Annotated in this window: 12 protein-coding genes; 8 read left to right on the top strand and 4 right to left on the bottom strand. The window is 58.3% G+C overall.

The annotated features are described in order from the left end of the window. Nucleotides 1–81: 81 nt before the first annotated feature. Entirely contained in the window at nt 82–996 is a 915-nt protein-coding gene (locus AC1DA5_RS04825; RefSeq protein ID WP_480289411.1) for a D-hexose-6-phosphate mutarotase, read from the bottom strand. Nucleotides 997–1,344: 348 nt separating this feature from the next. On the opposite strand from AC1DA5_RS04825, the gene AC1DA5_RS04820 reads away from it, so the two are divergent. Then, complete coding sequence (locus AC1DA5_RS04820; protein WP_480289410.1) at nt 1,345–2,910, top strand: hypothetical protein; 1,566 nt, start codon at nt 1,345–1,347, stop codon at nt 2,908–2,910. A 339-nt stretch (nt 2,911–3,249) separates the two neighbouring features. After that, nucleotides 3,250–5,169 carry a translational GTPase TypA gene (gene typA, locus AC1DA5_RS04815; protein ID WP_070726284.1) on the top strand — a complete coding sequence of 640 codons (1,920 nt, stop codon included), beginning with the start codon at nt 3,250–3,252 and terminating at the stop codon, nt 5,167–5,169. Between the two features lie 79 nt (nt 5,170–5,248). Here the strand turns inward: typA and AC1DA5_RS04810 are convergent, their stop codons facing one another. Next, nucleotides 5,249–5,434, bottom strand: coding sequence for a putative acetyltransferase (locus AC1DA5_RS04810; RefSeq protein ID WP_058237840.1), 186 nt, complete (start codon nt 5,432–5,434; stop codon nt 5,249–5,251). 306 nt (nt 5,435–5,740) lie between these two features. Between AC1DA5_RS04810 and fdxA the strand changes: the two genes are divergently transcribed. The 3 genes from fdxA to AC1DA5_RS04795 all read left to right on the top strand — a co-directional run bounded on the left by fdxA (nt 5,741) and on the right by AC1DA5_RS04795 (nt 8,843). Continuing rightward, a complete protein-coding gene (fdxA, locus tag AC1DA5_RS04805) occupies nt 5,741–6,079 on the top strand; it encodes a ferredoxin (protein WP_070726287.1) in 339 nt (112 codons plus the stop codon). Nucleotides 6,080–6,169: 90 nt separating this feature from the next. Further along, the gene (gene dapC, locus AC1DA5_RS04800; RefSeq protein ID WP_070726291.1) at nt 6,170–7,348 is read left to right on the top strand and encodes a succinyldiaminopimelate transaminase; all 1,179 of its coding nucleotides are present in this window, start codon (nt 6,170–6,172) and stop codon (nt 7,346–7,348) included. A gap of 136 nt (nt 7,349–7,484) precedes the next feature. After that, nucleotides 7,485–8,843: a citrate synthase gene (locus AC1DA5_RS04795; protein WP_074026197.1), complete on the top strand. Its 1,359-nt coding sequence runs from the start codon at nt 7,485–7,487 to the stop codon at nt 8,841–8,843. A 611-nt stretch (nt 8,844–9,454) separates the two neighbouring features. Here AC1DA5_RS04795 and dapD read toward each other — a convergent pair. Both dapD and AC1DA5_RS04785 read right to left on the bottom strand, forming a co-directional pair. Next, on the bottom strand, nt 9,455–10,477 hold the full coding sequence (gene dapD / locus AC1DA5_RS04790) for a 2,3,4,5-tetrahydropyridine-2,6-dicarboxylate N-succinyltransferase (RefSeq protein WP_257525482.1): 1,023 nt from the start codon (nt 10,475–10,477) through the stop codon (nt 9,455–9,457). Nucleotides 10,478–10,676: 199 nt separating this feature from the next. Further along, nucleotides 10,677–11,510: a Maf family protein gene (locus AC1DA5_RS04785; RefSeq protein ID WP_058237063.1), complete on the bottom strand. Its 834-nt coding sequence runs from the start codon at nt 11,508–11,510 to the stop codon at nt 10,677–10,679. Nucleotides 11,511–11,778: 268 nt separating this feature from the next. Here AC1DA5_RS04785 and AC1DA5_RS04780 point away from each other — a divergent pair, with 268 nt between their 5' ends. The 3 genes from AC1DA5_RS04780 to AC1DA5_RS04770 all read left to right on the top strand — a co-directional run bounded on the left by AC1DA5_RS04780 (nt 11,779) and on the right by AC1DA5_RS04770 (nt 15,500). Beyond that, nucleotides 11,779–13,035, top strand: a complete 1,257-nt coding sequence (locus tag AC1DA5_RS04780) for an adenylate/guanylate cyclase domain-containing protein (protein WP_092648733.1) — start codon at nt 11,779–11,781, stop codon at nt 13,033–13,035. Between the two features lie 235 nt (nt 13,036–13,270). Then, nucleotides 13,271–13,951 (top strand): response regulator transcription factor, encoded by a 681-nt coding sequence (locus AC1DA5_RS04775; RefSeq protein ID WP_058237062.1) that lies wholly within the window; start codon nt 13,271–13,273, stop codon nt 13,949–13,951. A 223-nt stretch (nt 13,952–14,174) separates the two neighbouring features. After that, nucleotides 14,175–15,500, top strand: coding sequence for a HAMP domain-containing sensor histidine kinase (locus tag AC1DA5_RS04770; RefSeq protein ID WP_058237061.1), 1,326 nt, complete (start codon nt 14,175–14,177; stop codon nt 15,498–15,500). Nucleotides 15,501–15,559 lie beyond the last annotated feature (59 nt).

Below are 15,559 nucleotides of genomic sequence, written 5' to 3'. Positions count from 1 at the left end.
AGGTGACACTGGTGAGCAAGGATCTGGTGCGACCTCGCGAGTGAGGCGCTGTGCCATAGCTCCTCGGTGAGGGATCGCTGCTCACTCCATCGAGTCAACGTAAATCGAGACAGTCATGGTGTGAGACTGGTCGGGTTCGAGTTCGATCGCTTCGTCTGCAACGTTGCCGGACTCGACACAAACAAACTCTTGCCATGCGCGCGATTCAAGATCATCAAATTGGCCAACCGTGTCTGACCAGGGGTTCCACACGATCGTGTTGGCCGAGCCGGACTTTTCAATCGAGACGATCCGCCGGAAACGGGGATCGCGGATCTGCACGTTCGCATCAGAGTGATAGATCCGGTCCGTGTACCGTACGAACGTCACCTCACCAATTTGCTTGCGCGAGTGGTCGCGTGCAAGCGACTTGTCGTCGTAGAAAGCGCCGTCGAGGCCCTCAATCGTGACGTCTTTGATGTCGCCAACCGCCACATAGGTGTGGAAAGCTTCCTGAAAGGTAAACGGTCGAGTGTCTGTGTTTGTCACAGTCAACCTCATCATCAGGGAATCGGTTACGTCGATCGAAAGGTTCGCCTCGAAACTGAAAGGAAAATAGCCGTCGGCGCCTGGCTGGACTGGCTGGTCCGACTGGCTGGAATTCTGTGAAGGAGAATGAGCCAGGGCGAATTCGGCATACGTGGAGTCGCTTTCCCCGCGCGCAATGTCCTTGTCGGCAGGATCTGGGCTGATCTGAGTCCACATAGCGGTGCGCGCGAAACCGTGTTTGGGAGCTTCAGGATCACTCAGATGAGCTCCGAACCACGGCAAACATATTGGGACCCCACCTCGTGGCGTACGGACACCATCGTGTGCTGCCAGCGGAGACATCCAGATCACGGGTGTATCAGAGTCAACCGTCCACTCGAGTACCTGAGCGCCGAACGGGGAGATCGACGCCCGCGAGGATGAACCTTCCAGGTTAAGGGGAGTGGGAAGTGCTGATGAATCCGTCATGGTTTAAGAGTAGAGCGAAACAGGCTTTCATGGGCGCATTCGCCATGCGGGCTGCACAAGAAGGAACAACATCATTCGGGCTGTGCGCCATTCGGTGGGGCATTGGCGAGGGAGGCTGATGCGCTGTTGTCTTCACCGTGAACTACAGGAGCCCGAAGCGGTGCGAGGGAGGGGGCGGAGTTGGTGAATCAGTAATTCTGGGGAGGTGCCGTGTGCGTGGATGAGCAGTATCCACAGGCATGTGGCTGGCTATGGTCTTATCCACACTACTTTCACCCGTGGAGGCCACGTCCACAACTCGGTGACGGCCACTGCCAGGTGGCCGCGTCGTACTGCACAGTGGCTGCCATGACCACTAGGAAAGGCATAAACAGCGAGCCAGAACTCCGTCGCAATGGCACAGTCACGATCCCCACGGAGTTGAAAGAGGCGCGTGGCGATACCCACGGCGAGAACCCGGGCTCATCTGCTACGAGGCCCATTCGCGAGGGGATCCGAACCTTGACGCACTGCGAGCGCTTTGCTGCCTCGCGTGGTTCACCGGTTTTGCGTTTCCGCTCGCGCACCCTCGAGCAGTGGCAGACAGACTTTAAAGAACTCGGCGGAGTGACGCAGCCTCCCTCGGTCATGTGTGCCGATCGTGAAATGGTTGGCTCGCGCGTCGTGACCTCGACATATGAACTGCGGCGGGCTGGAGTGGAAACCTCACAAATTGAGAGCGCGTGCCGCTCTGGACACATTGTTCACCTGGCGCGCGGATGGTATGTATCGCGCCGACTATTCGACGGCGAAATGATGCATGCGGTCGCGGCGATTTTGCCTGATGATGCTGTTTTTGCCGGTGAAACCGCCGCTTTAATGTATGGGGTTAGTGTGCGGGATAGCCATGAGGCTGATGACGCCTTTCGGATCTGTGTGCTTCGCCCGGCCGGCACTCGCGCAGTACGTCGACCTGGTGTTGCATGCAGAGTTATGGAAGTTGATGAAAGCGAAATCGTGAGCATGGAGGGCATGCGCGTCACGAGCGCTTTGCGCACAGTGTGCGATGTTGCGATGGGAGCGACGATTGACCTCGCGACAGCGTGGATTGAAGGCTTTTTGCGCCAGGGACTCGTAACAGTGGACGAGCTGGTAGAGGCCGCGCAGGCGAGGTCCGGCAGGCGAGGTGTACGGATTTTACGTGCTGCGATTAACAATGCCGACATCAGATCCGAATCAGTTCAGGAAACTGCCCTTCGTCTGCGTTTACGTGAAGCAGGCCTTCCCCGTCCAATTCTTCAAATCCCTGTGCGTGTCAGCGCCACACAGCAAGGCCGAATCGCGAAAAGTAGGAGCATGAGTGAGGCGCGGGACTCGGTGACGGACAGCGAAGAGTCCCTCGTTTGCCCGCAGAACAGCACCAACTTGTGTGGAGGGCATGCCAGCGGTAAAGGCTCGTTCCGAATCGATCTGGGATGGTGCCTGCCTGCACAAGATGGTGGGCGCTCGAAGCTGCAAATATGCAGCCTCGGACGGTCGAGGGCGGACTCGACAGGGGTGCGGAGCGCGGGCGCGCACCATGTGCCCGGAGGGGCTACTGGTGAGATCTCAAGCGGGTTAAAAAACGCAGCGGTGAAGATAGGTGTCGAATATTTTGGCGAGGAGTTCCATCCGGAAACTGGTCCACAGGCCGAACATGACCGCTGGCGGATCCAGGTTCTTGAAGAGGCTGGGTGGACTATCCTCGTGGTTCGTCGTAAAGATCTTCGCGGCGAGACGCCGTATCTCGAAAGAAGGATTGCCCAGCTGTTAGGCCATTCGGCTTCCATTCCCATGCGGCGCTCGTGGAAGAAGGCGCTTTTTGATCGGCGTCGAAATGCGTGGACGCGGGACGAGTCGGTGAGCCATAGCTGGCAAGTGGCGGCGGTGTGCTGACCCTAGACCGAGCGGCGGCCGAAACGTCGCGATGCTGACCAAGCCGCTTCGACCTTAGGGGATGAGAACAAGTACACGATGAGACGTCGTGGTCGATAAGAGCCGCAGTTCCAGGATGAAACGGAACACATTGCGTGTCGTAAAGTGTTCGATTTCGCATGCTCGTCTCTATCGGAGACGCCGATGAGTGATTAATCTGGTATTTCGTGTGCACAGCTGCGTGAAGAGGAATCGACCCCTACACTCAACTGGCAACCCCAGACGTTTATTGCCGAGTGGTCGCTTGCACGGGTCCACTCGGCGCATTTTCTTCGATCGTCGCCATAAAGGAGGCAGGCAATGCCTGTGCGTCAGGACATTCGTAACGTCGCTATCGTCGCCCACGTGGATCATGGGAAGACCACGCTTGTCGACGCAATGCTCTGGCAATCAGGAGCCTTCTCCGAACATGATTCGGTGGAAAAGACCGGCGAACGCGTCATGGACTCGGGTGATCTTGAGCGTGAAAAAGGCATCACGATCCTCGCCAAGAACACCGCTGTGCACTACCGCGGGCCCGCTGCGCAAAAACTCGGTCTGACCGAAGGCGTGACCATCAACGTCATCGACACCCCAGGTCACGCCGACTTTGGCGGCGAGGTTGAACGCGGGCTGTCCATGGTCGACGGCGTCGTCCTCCTCGTCGATGCCTCTGAAGGTCCGCTGCCGCAAACACGCTTCGTCCTGCGCAAAGCCCTCGAAGCTCAACTGCGGGTCGTCATTGTTGTCAACAAAGTGGACCGCCCCGATTCGCGCATTGAAGAGGTCGTCTCGGAAACCACTGACCTTCTGTTGTCCTTGGCTGAAGACCTCATGAACGAAGGCGTGGAAGCGGATGTTGATGCATTGCTGGACGTGCCCGTGATTTACGCATCAGCTAAAGCAGGCGTCTCCTCATTGACGAATCCCGGCGACGGCAAGCTTCCGGAAGAAGACCTCGAGCCACTCTTTGAAACCATCTTGCAACGTATTCCCGGTCCCAGTTACGACGAGGGGGCTCCTCTACAAGCCCATGTCACCAACCTCGATGCCTCTCCTTTCCTAGGGCGTCTGGCGTTGCTGCGCATGCACAACGGCACCCTGAAAAAGGGACAGAACGTCGGGCTCGCCCGTCATGACGGCACCATCAAGTCTGTTCGCGTCACGGAGCTACTACGCACAGAAGGTTTGGAGCGCGTACCTGCTGAAGAGGCTGGCCCCGGCGAGATCGTTGCAATTGCCGGCGTCGACGATATTACGATCGGTGAGTCGCTGGTCGACCTCGACGATCCTCGTCCACTTCCCTTGATCAAGGTGGATGACCCCGCGATTTCCATGACCGTGGGAATCAACACCTCGCCGCTGGCTGGGCGTGTCAAGGGTGCGAAAGTGACTGCTCGCCAGGTTAAGGACCGTCTCGATCGTGAACTGGTGGGTAACGTGTCGTTGCGGGTTTTGTCGACTTCTCGGCCCGACGCGTGGGAAGTTCAGGGACGAGGCGAGCTTGCGCTCGCAATCCTCGTCGAACAGATGAGGCGTGAAGGGTTTGAGCTTACTGTCGGTAAACCACAGGTTGTGACCAAGGAAATTGACGGTAAAGTTCACGAGCCGATGGAGCAGATGACCATCGACATTCCTGAGGAGTATCTGGGCGCGGTGACCCAGCTGATGGCTCAGCGTAAAGGCCGCATGAACTCGATGGCTAATCACGGGAGTGGTTGGATCCGCCTCCAGTTCACGATCCCTGCCCGCGGGCTGATTGGCTTCCGTGCGCGTTTCTTGACTGAAACTCGTGGAACGGGAATCGCCTCGTCAATTTCGGAGGGATACGCTCCGTGGCAGGGGACGATTGAGCAGCGGCTGACCGGCTCCTTGGTTGCTGACCGTGCAGGGCAGGCAACGCCTTACGCGATGACCAACCTGCAGGAGCGCGCATCGTTCATTATTGAGCCGGGGTCAGAGGTTTATGAAGGTCAGGTTGTAGGGGAGAATCCCCGTAACGAGGATATGGACGTCAATATCACGCGTGAGAAGAAGCAGACGAATACGCGTTCGGCCACCGCTGATGTGTATGAAACGTTGACTCCGTCGCGAAAACTGACGCTGGAAGAGTCGCTGGAGTTCGCGTCTAATGATGAATGTGTTGAGGTCACGCCTGAGGCGATTCGTATTCGTAAGGTCGTGTTGGATTCGCAGGAGCGTTTTAAGATCGCAGCGCGTCAACGTCGTAAAGATAAGTAGTCTAGGTTTTTTCGCCGAGTAGACGCGTGCAAGCGACCACTCGACGAAATTTCAGGGATGGTTGCCTTTTCGTGCCCTGCTACCAGCGCGCAGGAGGGACGACTTTTCCGGTCACCATCGTGTCCGCTTCGACACGAACGATTCCCCGCCGCGCCTCGATAGTAACGTGGTCGGGCGCAACTTCCAGTAAAGTCCCCAGAGCATCGCGAAAGCCTTCGCCTTCGCGATACCTCACCACGACCCGAGTGCCAACTGCCCATCTCATCCAAGGAAGCTCAGGCGGTTGTTTAGGAAAGCCGTGTTGAGCCCTATTGGCAGGTTGTGACGTGTTTTCTGAGAACATGAGCTTTCTTTGATTGATTGGGCGCCACTGCGACTAAGTGGCGTCTTTACAGGAGAAATCGCTGAGAGTCCACGCGCAAATGGTGGTCGCAGCCTGAATGCTGTCGCATATGAGTGATAATAGTGGCACTAATATAGTCAACGCGTCGAGCTGTGCGATGAGCCGGCAGTCCCGTGGGATATGTGATGGCCTCGAGTGCACGTCGCGTTGAGAAGAGGGAGGGATCTCATGACGTATGTCATCGCGCAACCTTGCGTGGACGTCAAAGACCGTGCTTGCGTGGATGAATGCCCTGTGGACTGCATTTACGAGGGGAAACGATCGCTGTACATTCATCCCGATGAATGTGTTGATTGCGGGGCATGCGAACCTGTGTGCCCGACCGAGGCCATTTTTTACGAGGATGACCTTCCCGAAGAATGGTCGGATTATTACCGCGCGAATGTCGACTTCTTCAAAGATCTCGGCTCGCCAGGCGGCGCGCAGCGTGTCGGAGCACAAGAATTCGACGATGAGATGATTCAGGGTCTTCCGCCTCAAAACGAGGAGTACCTGTCCCAAAACTGAGGCAGTCCCATCAGTGCATCGCTGTGATGACTATATTGGCGAGTGGTCGCGTGCAAGCGACCACTCGCCACTTATTTGCTGGAGACTTGTATGAATGCTCTGCTCCGTCCCTTGAATTTGCCTGACTTTCCCTGGGACAGTCTGGAACCGGCGCGCGCACGCGCCGCGGAGCATCCCGGTGGAGTGTGTGACCTTTCGATCGGCACACCGGTCGACCCCACACCCACGATCATCCAGGACGCCCTCGCCAATTCCACTAATGCTGCTGGATATCCTCGGGTTGAAGGCACGCTGGAACTCCAGGAGGCAATGGCTCTGTGGGCATCGAAGCGAGGTATGGTTCCTCTCCAATCTCCACGGGAGGCAACTGCACAATCGGCGGCCGTCATTCCGACGATCGGGTCGAAGGAAGCGGTCGCATGGCTGCCGTTCGAACTGGGGTTGACTAGCGATGACACCATCCTTGTGCCGGAAGTTTCCTACCCTACATATGACATCAGCGCCCGCCTCATCCGTGCGCGATGCATCCGCGTGGATCCAGAGCGCGTCGACACGTGGCCTGACGCATCCCTCGTCTGGGTGAACTCGCCGTCGAACCCCACTGGGCACGTCCTCACTCGCGAGAAGTCGCATGCAAGCGTCCAATGGGCGAGAGAGAAGGGCGCGATAGTGGTCTCGGATGAGTGCTACGCCGCCTTGCCTTGGCAGGCTCCTTTTACTTCCGAGGGTGTCCCATCCTTGCTTGATCGCGACATTTGCGACGGTGACCCAACCGGAATCATAGTCCTGTACTCCCTGTCGAAACAGTCCAATTTGGCTGGCTACAGAGCCGCACTGATGGCGGGGGATCGCGACCTGATCTCTCGAGTTCTCACCGTGCGACGCCATACGGGAATGATCCTCCCCGCGCCCATACAGCACGCGATGGCTGTCGCGCTCACGGACACCGACCACGTTGAGCACCAGCACGCCCTGTATGGAGCTCGCCGCACCATTTTGAAGCGTGCCCTTGAGGACGCGGGGCTGTGCGTCGACCCGCACTCGGCAGCAGGTCTCTACTTATGGGTGAGCGATCCGAGTGGACGCATGAACGGCTGGGACCTTGTCGATTGGTTTGCCGAGCGTGGAATGATCGTGGCACCAGGCGACTTCTACGGAGAACGCTCAACCAACTTCGTACGAGTCTCCCTGACCGCAACCGACGAATGCATCCAATCTGCGGCCCGCCGCCTCATTCCTGACGGGTTTGCGAGCGCGAATAGTCGCTAAGATCCAATGCGACGAGGATGGGGCTGCGCTACTGGATGTGAGATCCCTGCGCGAGCTGACCTCGGGGGTATTAAAGTAGGACTATAAGCCCATGCGTCGATGTAGTCGCGCCTGTTTGAGGAGGTAGTACATACCGATGAGCACTGAAGCTTCCGATCAGTCAACGAAAGCAGCCCCGTCCTCGTCAAAGCCACATGACGCCGAAGCTAAACCTGACGGCTGCCTGACTATTGGTGACAAGACGCTGCCGCTTGAACGCGTCCATGCGACCGCCGGCTCTGATGGCGTACGCATCACGAAAATGCTTTCAGACACTGACGTTGTGACGTTGGACCCCGGCTTCGTCAACACCGGATCGTGCGAGTCTGCCATCACGTTTATTGACGGCGCGAAAGGAATCCTGCGTTATCGTGGTTACCCCATTGAACAGCTCGCGAAGCATTCCTCCTTCCTCGAGGTTGCCTACCTGCTGATTTATGGTGAACTTCCCGACGCGCAGACACTTGAGCTGTTCATCCGTCGTATCCAGCGTCACCGCCTGCTTCACGAGAATTTCAAGGCGTTCTTTACAGCATTCCCGCACCGCGGGCACCCGATGGCGATCCTCCAGGCAGGTGTCGCCGGTTTCGCCACCTATTACGAGGACACGCTGGATCCGCGCGACCCCGAGCAACTCAACGTGGCGCTCGTATTGCTGCTGGCGAAGCTTCCCACCATGATCAGCTACATCGCGAAGCGAGCCGCCGGCCTGCCACTGCTGTACCCAGATGCTCAACGTTCCTACACCGAGGATTTCATCCGTATGACGTTCGGCATGCCGTACCAGTCCTATGACATTGATCCGGCGCTGGTGCATGCTCTCGACACATTGTTCATTTTGCACGCCGATCATGAGCAGAACTGCTCGGCGTCCACCGTCCGCCTCGTCGGCTCCTCGCAAGCCAACCTGTATGCATCAGTGGCAGCGGGAATTGGCGCGCTGGCAGGTCCGCTTCACGGCGGTGCCAACGAAGCCGTGCTGAAGATGCTCAACCAGATCATCGAATCGGGCGAATCAGTTCAGTCCTACGTTGAGAAGGTTAAGAACAAGGAAGAGGGCGTGCGCTTGATGGGCTTCGGCCATCGTGTGTACAAGAATTACGATCCGAGGGCGGCCATCGTAAAAGAAACGGCTCACGATGTGCTGTCTCGTCTGGGCAAACGCGATGAGATGCTGGATGTCGCGATGGAGCTCGAGGATATTGCCTTGAATGACGATTACTTCAAGGAACGCAAGTTGTACCCCAATGTTGACTTCTACACTGGCCTGATTTACTCGGCGATGGGCTTCCCAACCAAGATGTTCACACCGCTGTTCGCACTGGGGCGTCTTCCCGGCTGGATTGCGCAGTACAAGGAGATGACGGAGGACCCGGCAACGAAGATCGGTCGGCCCCGTCAGGTCTACATTGGTGAGGTTGAACGCGACTACGTGCCGTTACGCCAGCGTAGCTAGTCCGCGCAGTTTTTGTTTTTTCGCGAGTGGTCGCTTGCACGCGACCACTCGCGAGATCTTGTTGAGGGCTGGGGGACTTCTCCTTCCGCGTTTCGGTCTGTGTGGCCTAGTTGCGGGCGACTGGACGCGAGGACTGTGGATAAAACTGTGGACTGTGTGGAACCAGTCGGCGCAGTCCCGGAAATCGTTGGAAAGACGCCAATTTGACAATTAAGTTTGGGTGCGCTACAGGGTGTGACCTTACTGAAAAGGTGCAGTAATCCACAGAAAATATGAGAAAAATGACGAAATTGTGGATAGCGTGAGCCACCCTCGTGCAGTATCAACCACGGGCATAAGCAGCGCCCAGCACCCCTGCAATAGCCAGGCACCTAGAAGCTGGCTGGCCCACTAGGAAATGACTGATCTCGGAGGTCCTATTTGCTGGGAGCGAGGAACATGACGTTACCCCGCTATCTCCACGTGACGCTCAAATGCGATGCGGCTTCCGGCTTATTAGCACCCGGACGTGCCGCCACGCGTCGCTGCACCCAGCATCACGATCACGTCACGAGGAGGCTGACCTCCATTCAAAGACCTAACGGTGGGGAGAGCTCAAGTATGCGGCTCGGCTAGTCGTCCTCGTGGTTTTCACGATGATGCTGCTGCGGGTCATTCCACTCGATTGAGCGGCCTCCGCGCGCGTGGGCTTCAACTCTGCCGGACACGGAGCGCTTGAAGAGAACATTCGAGGCTCCGGCAAGTTCACGAGCCTCCACTGTTCGCGGTTCTGCGAAAAGACCGTTCGCGCCCGGAATGACGCCGCCTCCAGGCATGAGCGCCACCTGGGTATCGGCTGTCAGGAACAGTCCGGCTTCGATCACGCAGTCATCACCCAGCGGAATGCCCAAGCCGGAGTTTGCGCCCAGCAGACAGCGTTTGCCCAGGCGGACCTGGTCGTCGCCGCTACCGCTCAGAGCGCCAATGGTCGAAGCTCCGCCGCCTACGTCGGATCCATCACCGATGACAACGCCGCGCGAGATACGGCCTTCGATCAGGCTGCGGCCCAGCGTGCCCGCATTGAAGTTCACGAACGCGGCATGCATGACTGTTGTGCCCTTCGACAGGTAGGCACCCAGGCGAACTTTCGCACCGTCAGCGATCCTGACTCCATCTGGCACGACGTAGTTCACCATCGGGGGGAACTTATCCACGCCGGTTACGGTGACAGGACGGCCGAGGTGTTGGCGCAGGCGAAGGCGAGTTCCTTCGAAGTCATCGATCGGACACGGGCCTGCCGACGTCCACACAACTGAAGGGAGGCGCGAGAAAATGCCGTCGAGGTTGATCGTGTTGGGCTTGACGAGCCGGTGGGACAAAAGATGCAGGCGAAGGTAGGCATCGGCGGTGGATTGAGGGCGATCCTCTAGGTCGGCGGTGCATGTGACAACCTGTGTGTGCACTCCGCGAGCCTCATCGCGTCGTTCCAGTTCGGAGAGCATATCGAAGAGCTCGGCGTCTGGGGCCGAGTTAGAACGTTCGCCCAAATGGGGGTGCGGGTACCACACGTCCAGTGTGTGACCATCGTCGGCAACTGTTGCCAGCCCAATTCCCCATGCGTTCATATTGTGGGTCTCAGTTGTGTCCTCAGTCATGGTCTCAGTTTACGGTGCTTGGCATTTCCCGGAAGGACTTTGGCGAGGGGGAGGGCTGCAGGCGGCTCGCAGGTGGGTGCGATAGTCGACGAGGCATGTGCCGAGTGGTCGCTTGCAAGCGACCACTCGGCACACAAGAGGATTGAAACGCGATCAGGTTTTCCCATATTGTGAGATCGTCGAATGGTTTGAATGGGTGTCAGTGCCCGTTGGGCCTGTTGTGCTGATCCCATAAGTCGGGCCAGAATACGTCCAGCTCAGCCAGCATCGACCGAAGGAGCGGCAACGAGATACCAACAACGGAGTGGGGATCCCCCTCGACGCCCCGGACGAATGCCCCTCCAAGACCATCGATCGTGAATGAGCCCGCCACCTCAAGCGGCTCACCCGAGTCAACGTACGCTTTGATTTCTTCGTCGGTCATTGAGCCGAAATATACGGTTGTGGAAGCTGAACGCCCGGCCGTTCGCGCAACTTGATAGGCCACGTCCGTCGACTTGGGCGTGTTAGCGGCGGGTTCGGGGGCACGGGACGGCTTCACGCCAGCAAGGGGAGAGGCACTCTCTTCGTCAATCGAATTGTGGCTTTGCGCTGTCAGGAGGGCGACGCAGTGCCCTGTCCACAACGTGCCGCTGCGTCCTTGCATCGACCTGATGCGTTCGATGGCAGTCAGGCGGTTATGCGGCTTTCCATACATGACGCCATCCAGTTCGAACATGGAGTCGCAGCCCACGACGATAAGGTCTTCGTGTGTGCGATCTTCGGCACGAACCTCGTCGACGGCCGTATTGTCGAGGGAAACGCAGGCCAGCCTGTCTGCCACCGCGAGGCATTTTGCCTGAGCCAAAGCGAGAACTTGGTCGGCAGGCGATGGGTCTTCGTGTGCAGGGTCACTTGACGAAGAGAAGGCTTCTTTGAGCCGTCGGAGAACTTCGTTCTCATCAACATCTGACACCATGACAATCGGTGTGATTCCTGCTGATAGGAGCGTCGCGCGGCGCGCCGGCGAACGGGAAGCCAAAACTAGATGCATACCGCCTAGTGTGTCACTTCGACGAGTGGTCGCGTGCACGCGACCACTCGCGGATAACGGGGAACGTGACGATCGACACATAAGGCGCTATGCTATGGAAGGTTGCATTCATGCAGGTGGCATGCCAATCGCGGAAAATTTCCGCGTTGGGGCGATACGAACGCTACTTTCACAAGTGTGTCAGGCGAAGAGATAACGCTACGGCTTACGCTGCGCGATGCAGAATACTGATGCAGAAGGATGCGAGTACGGAAGGGAGGAATGATGCGTGACTGGACAGTGCGAAGCTGACATTAGCGACATGAACAATGATCAGCGAGACGGTCACAGTGATGCTTCGTCGAGCAGAACTTCTGAGCACCCGCCCTCACGTCCGGCCAGTTCAGTTGTGCCCTCAGAAGACGATCAACCGTCCGCGCAGCCGGGCTCGCCATCTTCTATGCATCACGAGCAGTCGCTTGCACGCGACCACTCGGCGCAAGCGGGGGAAGAACGGGGAAGCGTGCAGGCGGGAGTGAGCCGCGGGGCGGGAGCCACGATACGCGAGTACGAGGAACAATTGCTAGGCGAAATCCCGCATCTGACCGTTGAAGACCTTGCCAACGCGGTTGGCGGAACCGTTGACGACGTGAATGATTTCTGGACGACGATGGGCTTCCCGGACGCCGACCCCGAATCGCCGCTCTTCACCCACCGTGACCAGGAAATTTACGCCAAGTGGACTCAGCTCGTCGCCGATGGAAGTGTCGACCGATCCACCGCACAGTCTTTGCTCCGAGCCCACTCCCACATCACCGACCGCCTGGCGTTGTGGCAGGTGGAAGCGTTCGTGGAAGATTCTGTCCGCCGCCTGAGGCTTGATGATACAGCGGCCCGCCTCGTCACACTCGACCAGATGCGCCAGTACGTCGACCTGCTGGGCGAGACCCTCGTCTACTCCTGGCAGCGACAGCTGCACTCGCTCCTGGATCGCGTCGACCATGAAGTCTCGCAGCGCGGGCACGAATCAGCCAAGCGTCGATTCCCGCTGAACCGATCCCTCGGTTTTGTCGACATGGTCTCATACACGGCCTCCTCGACCATCCTGGGCGGCAAGCTAGTTGGCCTGATCCAACGTTTTGAGGACGCGAGCCGAATCGCTGTGACTCAAGCAGGCGGCAGAGTCGTCAAGATGATTGGTGACGCCGTGTTCTTCATTGCTGACGATTTGCCCACCGGACTGAATGTGGTGACCTCCTTGATTGAGCGCCTTAACGCCGATGATGACATTTTGCCGGTTCGCGCTTCCTTCGTACGGGGTGACGTGTTCTCCCGTTCAGGTGATGTATTTGGACCGCCGGTGAACCTCGCGTCTCGTCTGGTGGATATCGCGCCGGTTGGGCGAATCCTGACTGACCCGACTACCGCCGCGGCAGTTTCCGCGGGTAAAGGCGGCAAAGGCTATGCGATCGAAACCTTCCCCAGCACAGAACTTCGCGGCTTCGGCCTCGTCTCTCCATACCTGCTCTCGCGTCAATACGAATAACGGTGGTGGACGAGGGGAGAGCGCCGCGTCAGTTACAGCGTCTGTTTTAAGCTGCGCGCATAAAATTCCATCTCGTTGCCTTCGCCTCCGGCCTGCTCAAAACACCTGCCACGTGAGACAACGGTGTGACCTCGCTCGCTCAAAGGCCGCGTTCTCCTCGTTAAAGAACGGTGCAAATTGAGATGAAAAAGGTCAAGTAATGTGAAAGAGCGCTCCTAGGATGTACCATTAAGCCGTGACTACAGTACTGCTCGTCGAAGACGATCCCGCGATTTCCGAGCCTCTGGCTCGCGCCCTTGGGCGTGAAGGCTACGAGGTCCGAGCTCATGGCACTGGTAAAGGCGCTCTCAATGAGATTGATGGCGCCGATCTAGTTGTCCTCGATTTGGGCTTGCCTGACATTGACGGCCTTGAGGTTGCGCGTGAAATCCGCTCGCAAGGCCGCACCACACCTATCCTGATTCTGACCGCTCGCACTGACGAGGTAGACATGGTCGTAGGCCTGGATGCCGGTGCCGATGACTATGTGACCAAGCCGTTCCGCCTGGCTGAGCTCCTGGCTCGTGTGCGCGCTTTGTTGCGCCGCTCGGTCGGTGACGTGTCAGAGGATGAGATCAGCGCTCAGGACGTGACAATCGATGTCTCTGCACACAGGGCGTTCGTCGGATCGCGTGAACTGCATCTGACTGCCAAAGAATTCGAGCTGCTGCGAGTGCTGGTACGTGAAGCCGGCAACGTGGTCGAGCGTGAAGCGCTGATGCGTGAAGTGTGGGGGTCTGACCCATCAGGGTCGACCAAGACGCTGGATATGCACGTGTCGTGGCTGCGCCGCAAGCTCGGAGACGATGCCGGGTCGCCGCGCTATATCACAACCGTGCGTGGAATGGGTTTCCGTTTCGAAAAGAACGGTCACTAGGCCGCTCCTGCTCGAAGCCTTGCTGCGCTCCCCTTGCTGCGCTGAGTTTGGAATTGGCGTGGCCTACTGGTGGATGCTCATCCTAGCAGTGAGCCAACGCTGACGCCTGTTAGTCCCTGCCGGCGCATGCACGTGCTCGCAGTCAGCCAGTGTCGACACGTTGCGGTGCAACCGGTCAGCGCTTGCACAAAACGATGGGCTGACGCCAAGATTGGAGGGAACGATGAGACGCCGAGCAGCAAAAATGATCCTGGCTGCCGTAGCAGTCGTTGTCCTGCTGATGGGTATTCCGGGTGCGACGATCGGCTCCATCATGGCGTGGCAAAGTGAGCAAAATGCTCTGGACGCGCGCGTCGAATCCCTCATGCGGGCATCTGACCGCCGCATTTCGGAGGGCACGCAGATTTCTGAGCATCTGGTTGAAGCCTGGGCGAAACCGCTGGTCGTGGAAGAGGCTGATGCGTGGACACGTGTGAAGGCGCGCGGGCAGGAGGAAATCGTGGTGGGTGAGACCATCTCGGGCCCTAAACTCAGGTCGTCGGAATCATCTTCGCTGGGGACGATCGTGACGATGGAAACTTCCGCGATGCCCGCGATACGTCGCGTTATCGGTGTGATTGTCCTGTTCATCGGTGGTGCAGCACTATCGATGCTAGTTGGCTGGGCTTTGGCGAAGCGGCTGTCACGCCGACTGTCCGCTCCGCTGATTTATCTGGCTGCTCAGGCCGAGCAAATTGGCGCCGGTATGGTGCGTGCGCGAGTGAAGCCATCCGGCATTGAGGAAATTGACTTGGTCCAGGATGAACTGGCCAGAACAGCAGAGCGCATGGCGGGGCGCTTGGCGGCAGAACGCCGTTTTTCCGCTGATGCTTCTCACCAGCTGCGCACGCCTCTGACGGCTCTGTCGATGCGGCTCGAGGAGATCGAGATGATCGCTGAGCAAGACGAAGTGCGTGAAGAAGCATCCAGCTGTCTTGAACAGGTCGAGCGCTTGACGACCGTGGTGACGGACCTGCTCGACACGTCCAAACGCACCAGCGGGCACACGGAGGCTATCCATGTGGTGGAAATATTCAACACGGCTCGCGAAGAGTGGGAGAGTGCTTTCACGCAGGCCGGTCGGACTTTGACTTTCACCGATGAATCGGGTGCTTCGGTGCTGGCCGATGCAGCGAAGCTCGGGCAGGTGCTGGCAACACTGATCGAAAACTCCTTGCGTTACGGTGCCGGCGAAACGCGAGTGGTTTCCCGCAAGTCACCCACGAAGCGCGGTGTGATGATCGATGTGAGTGACGAGGGCGAGGGTGTCTCTGAGGAACTGGCTCCCGAGATTTTTGACTACGGCGTATCCGGTCACGGGTCCAGTGGAATTGGGCTGGGATTAGCGCACGACCTGACCGAAGCGATGGGCGGGCGACTGGAACTGACGCAGGCAGCGCCACCGGTATTCACCGTGTCACTCGCGGCCATTCCCGCGTCGATTGACCCCGACCGAGTCATGCCGCAGGGACCCCTGGTATCAATGGGAAGGCGCTCGCGGCGCTTCTGATTTTTATTGTGTGTGCCGAGTGGTCGCGTGCAAGCGACCACTCGGCACACACAACCCTA

The sequence above is a fragment of the Pauljensenia sp. C0254C2 genome (assembly GCF_056583835.1).
This window is presented reverse-complemented; position numbering and strand designations above follow the sequence as displayed.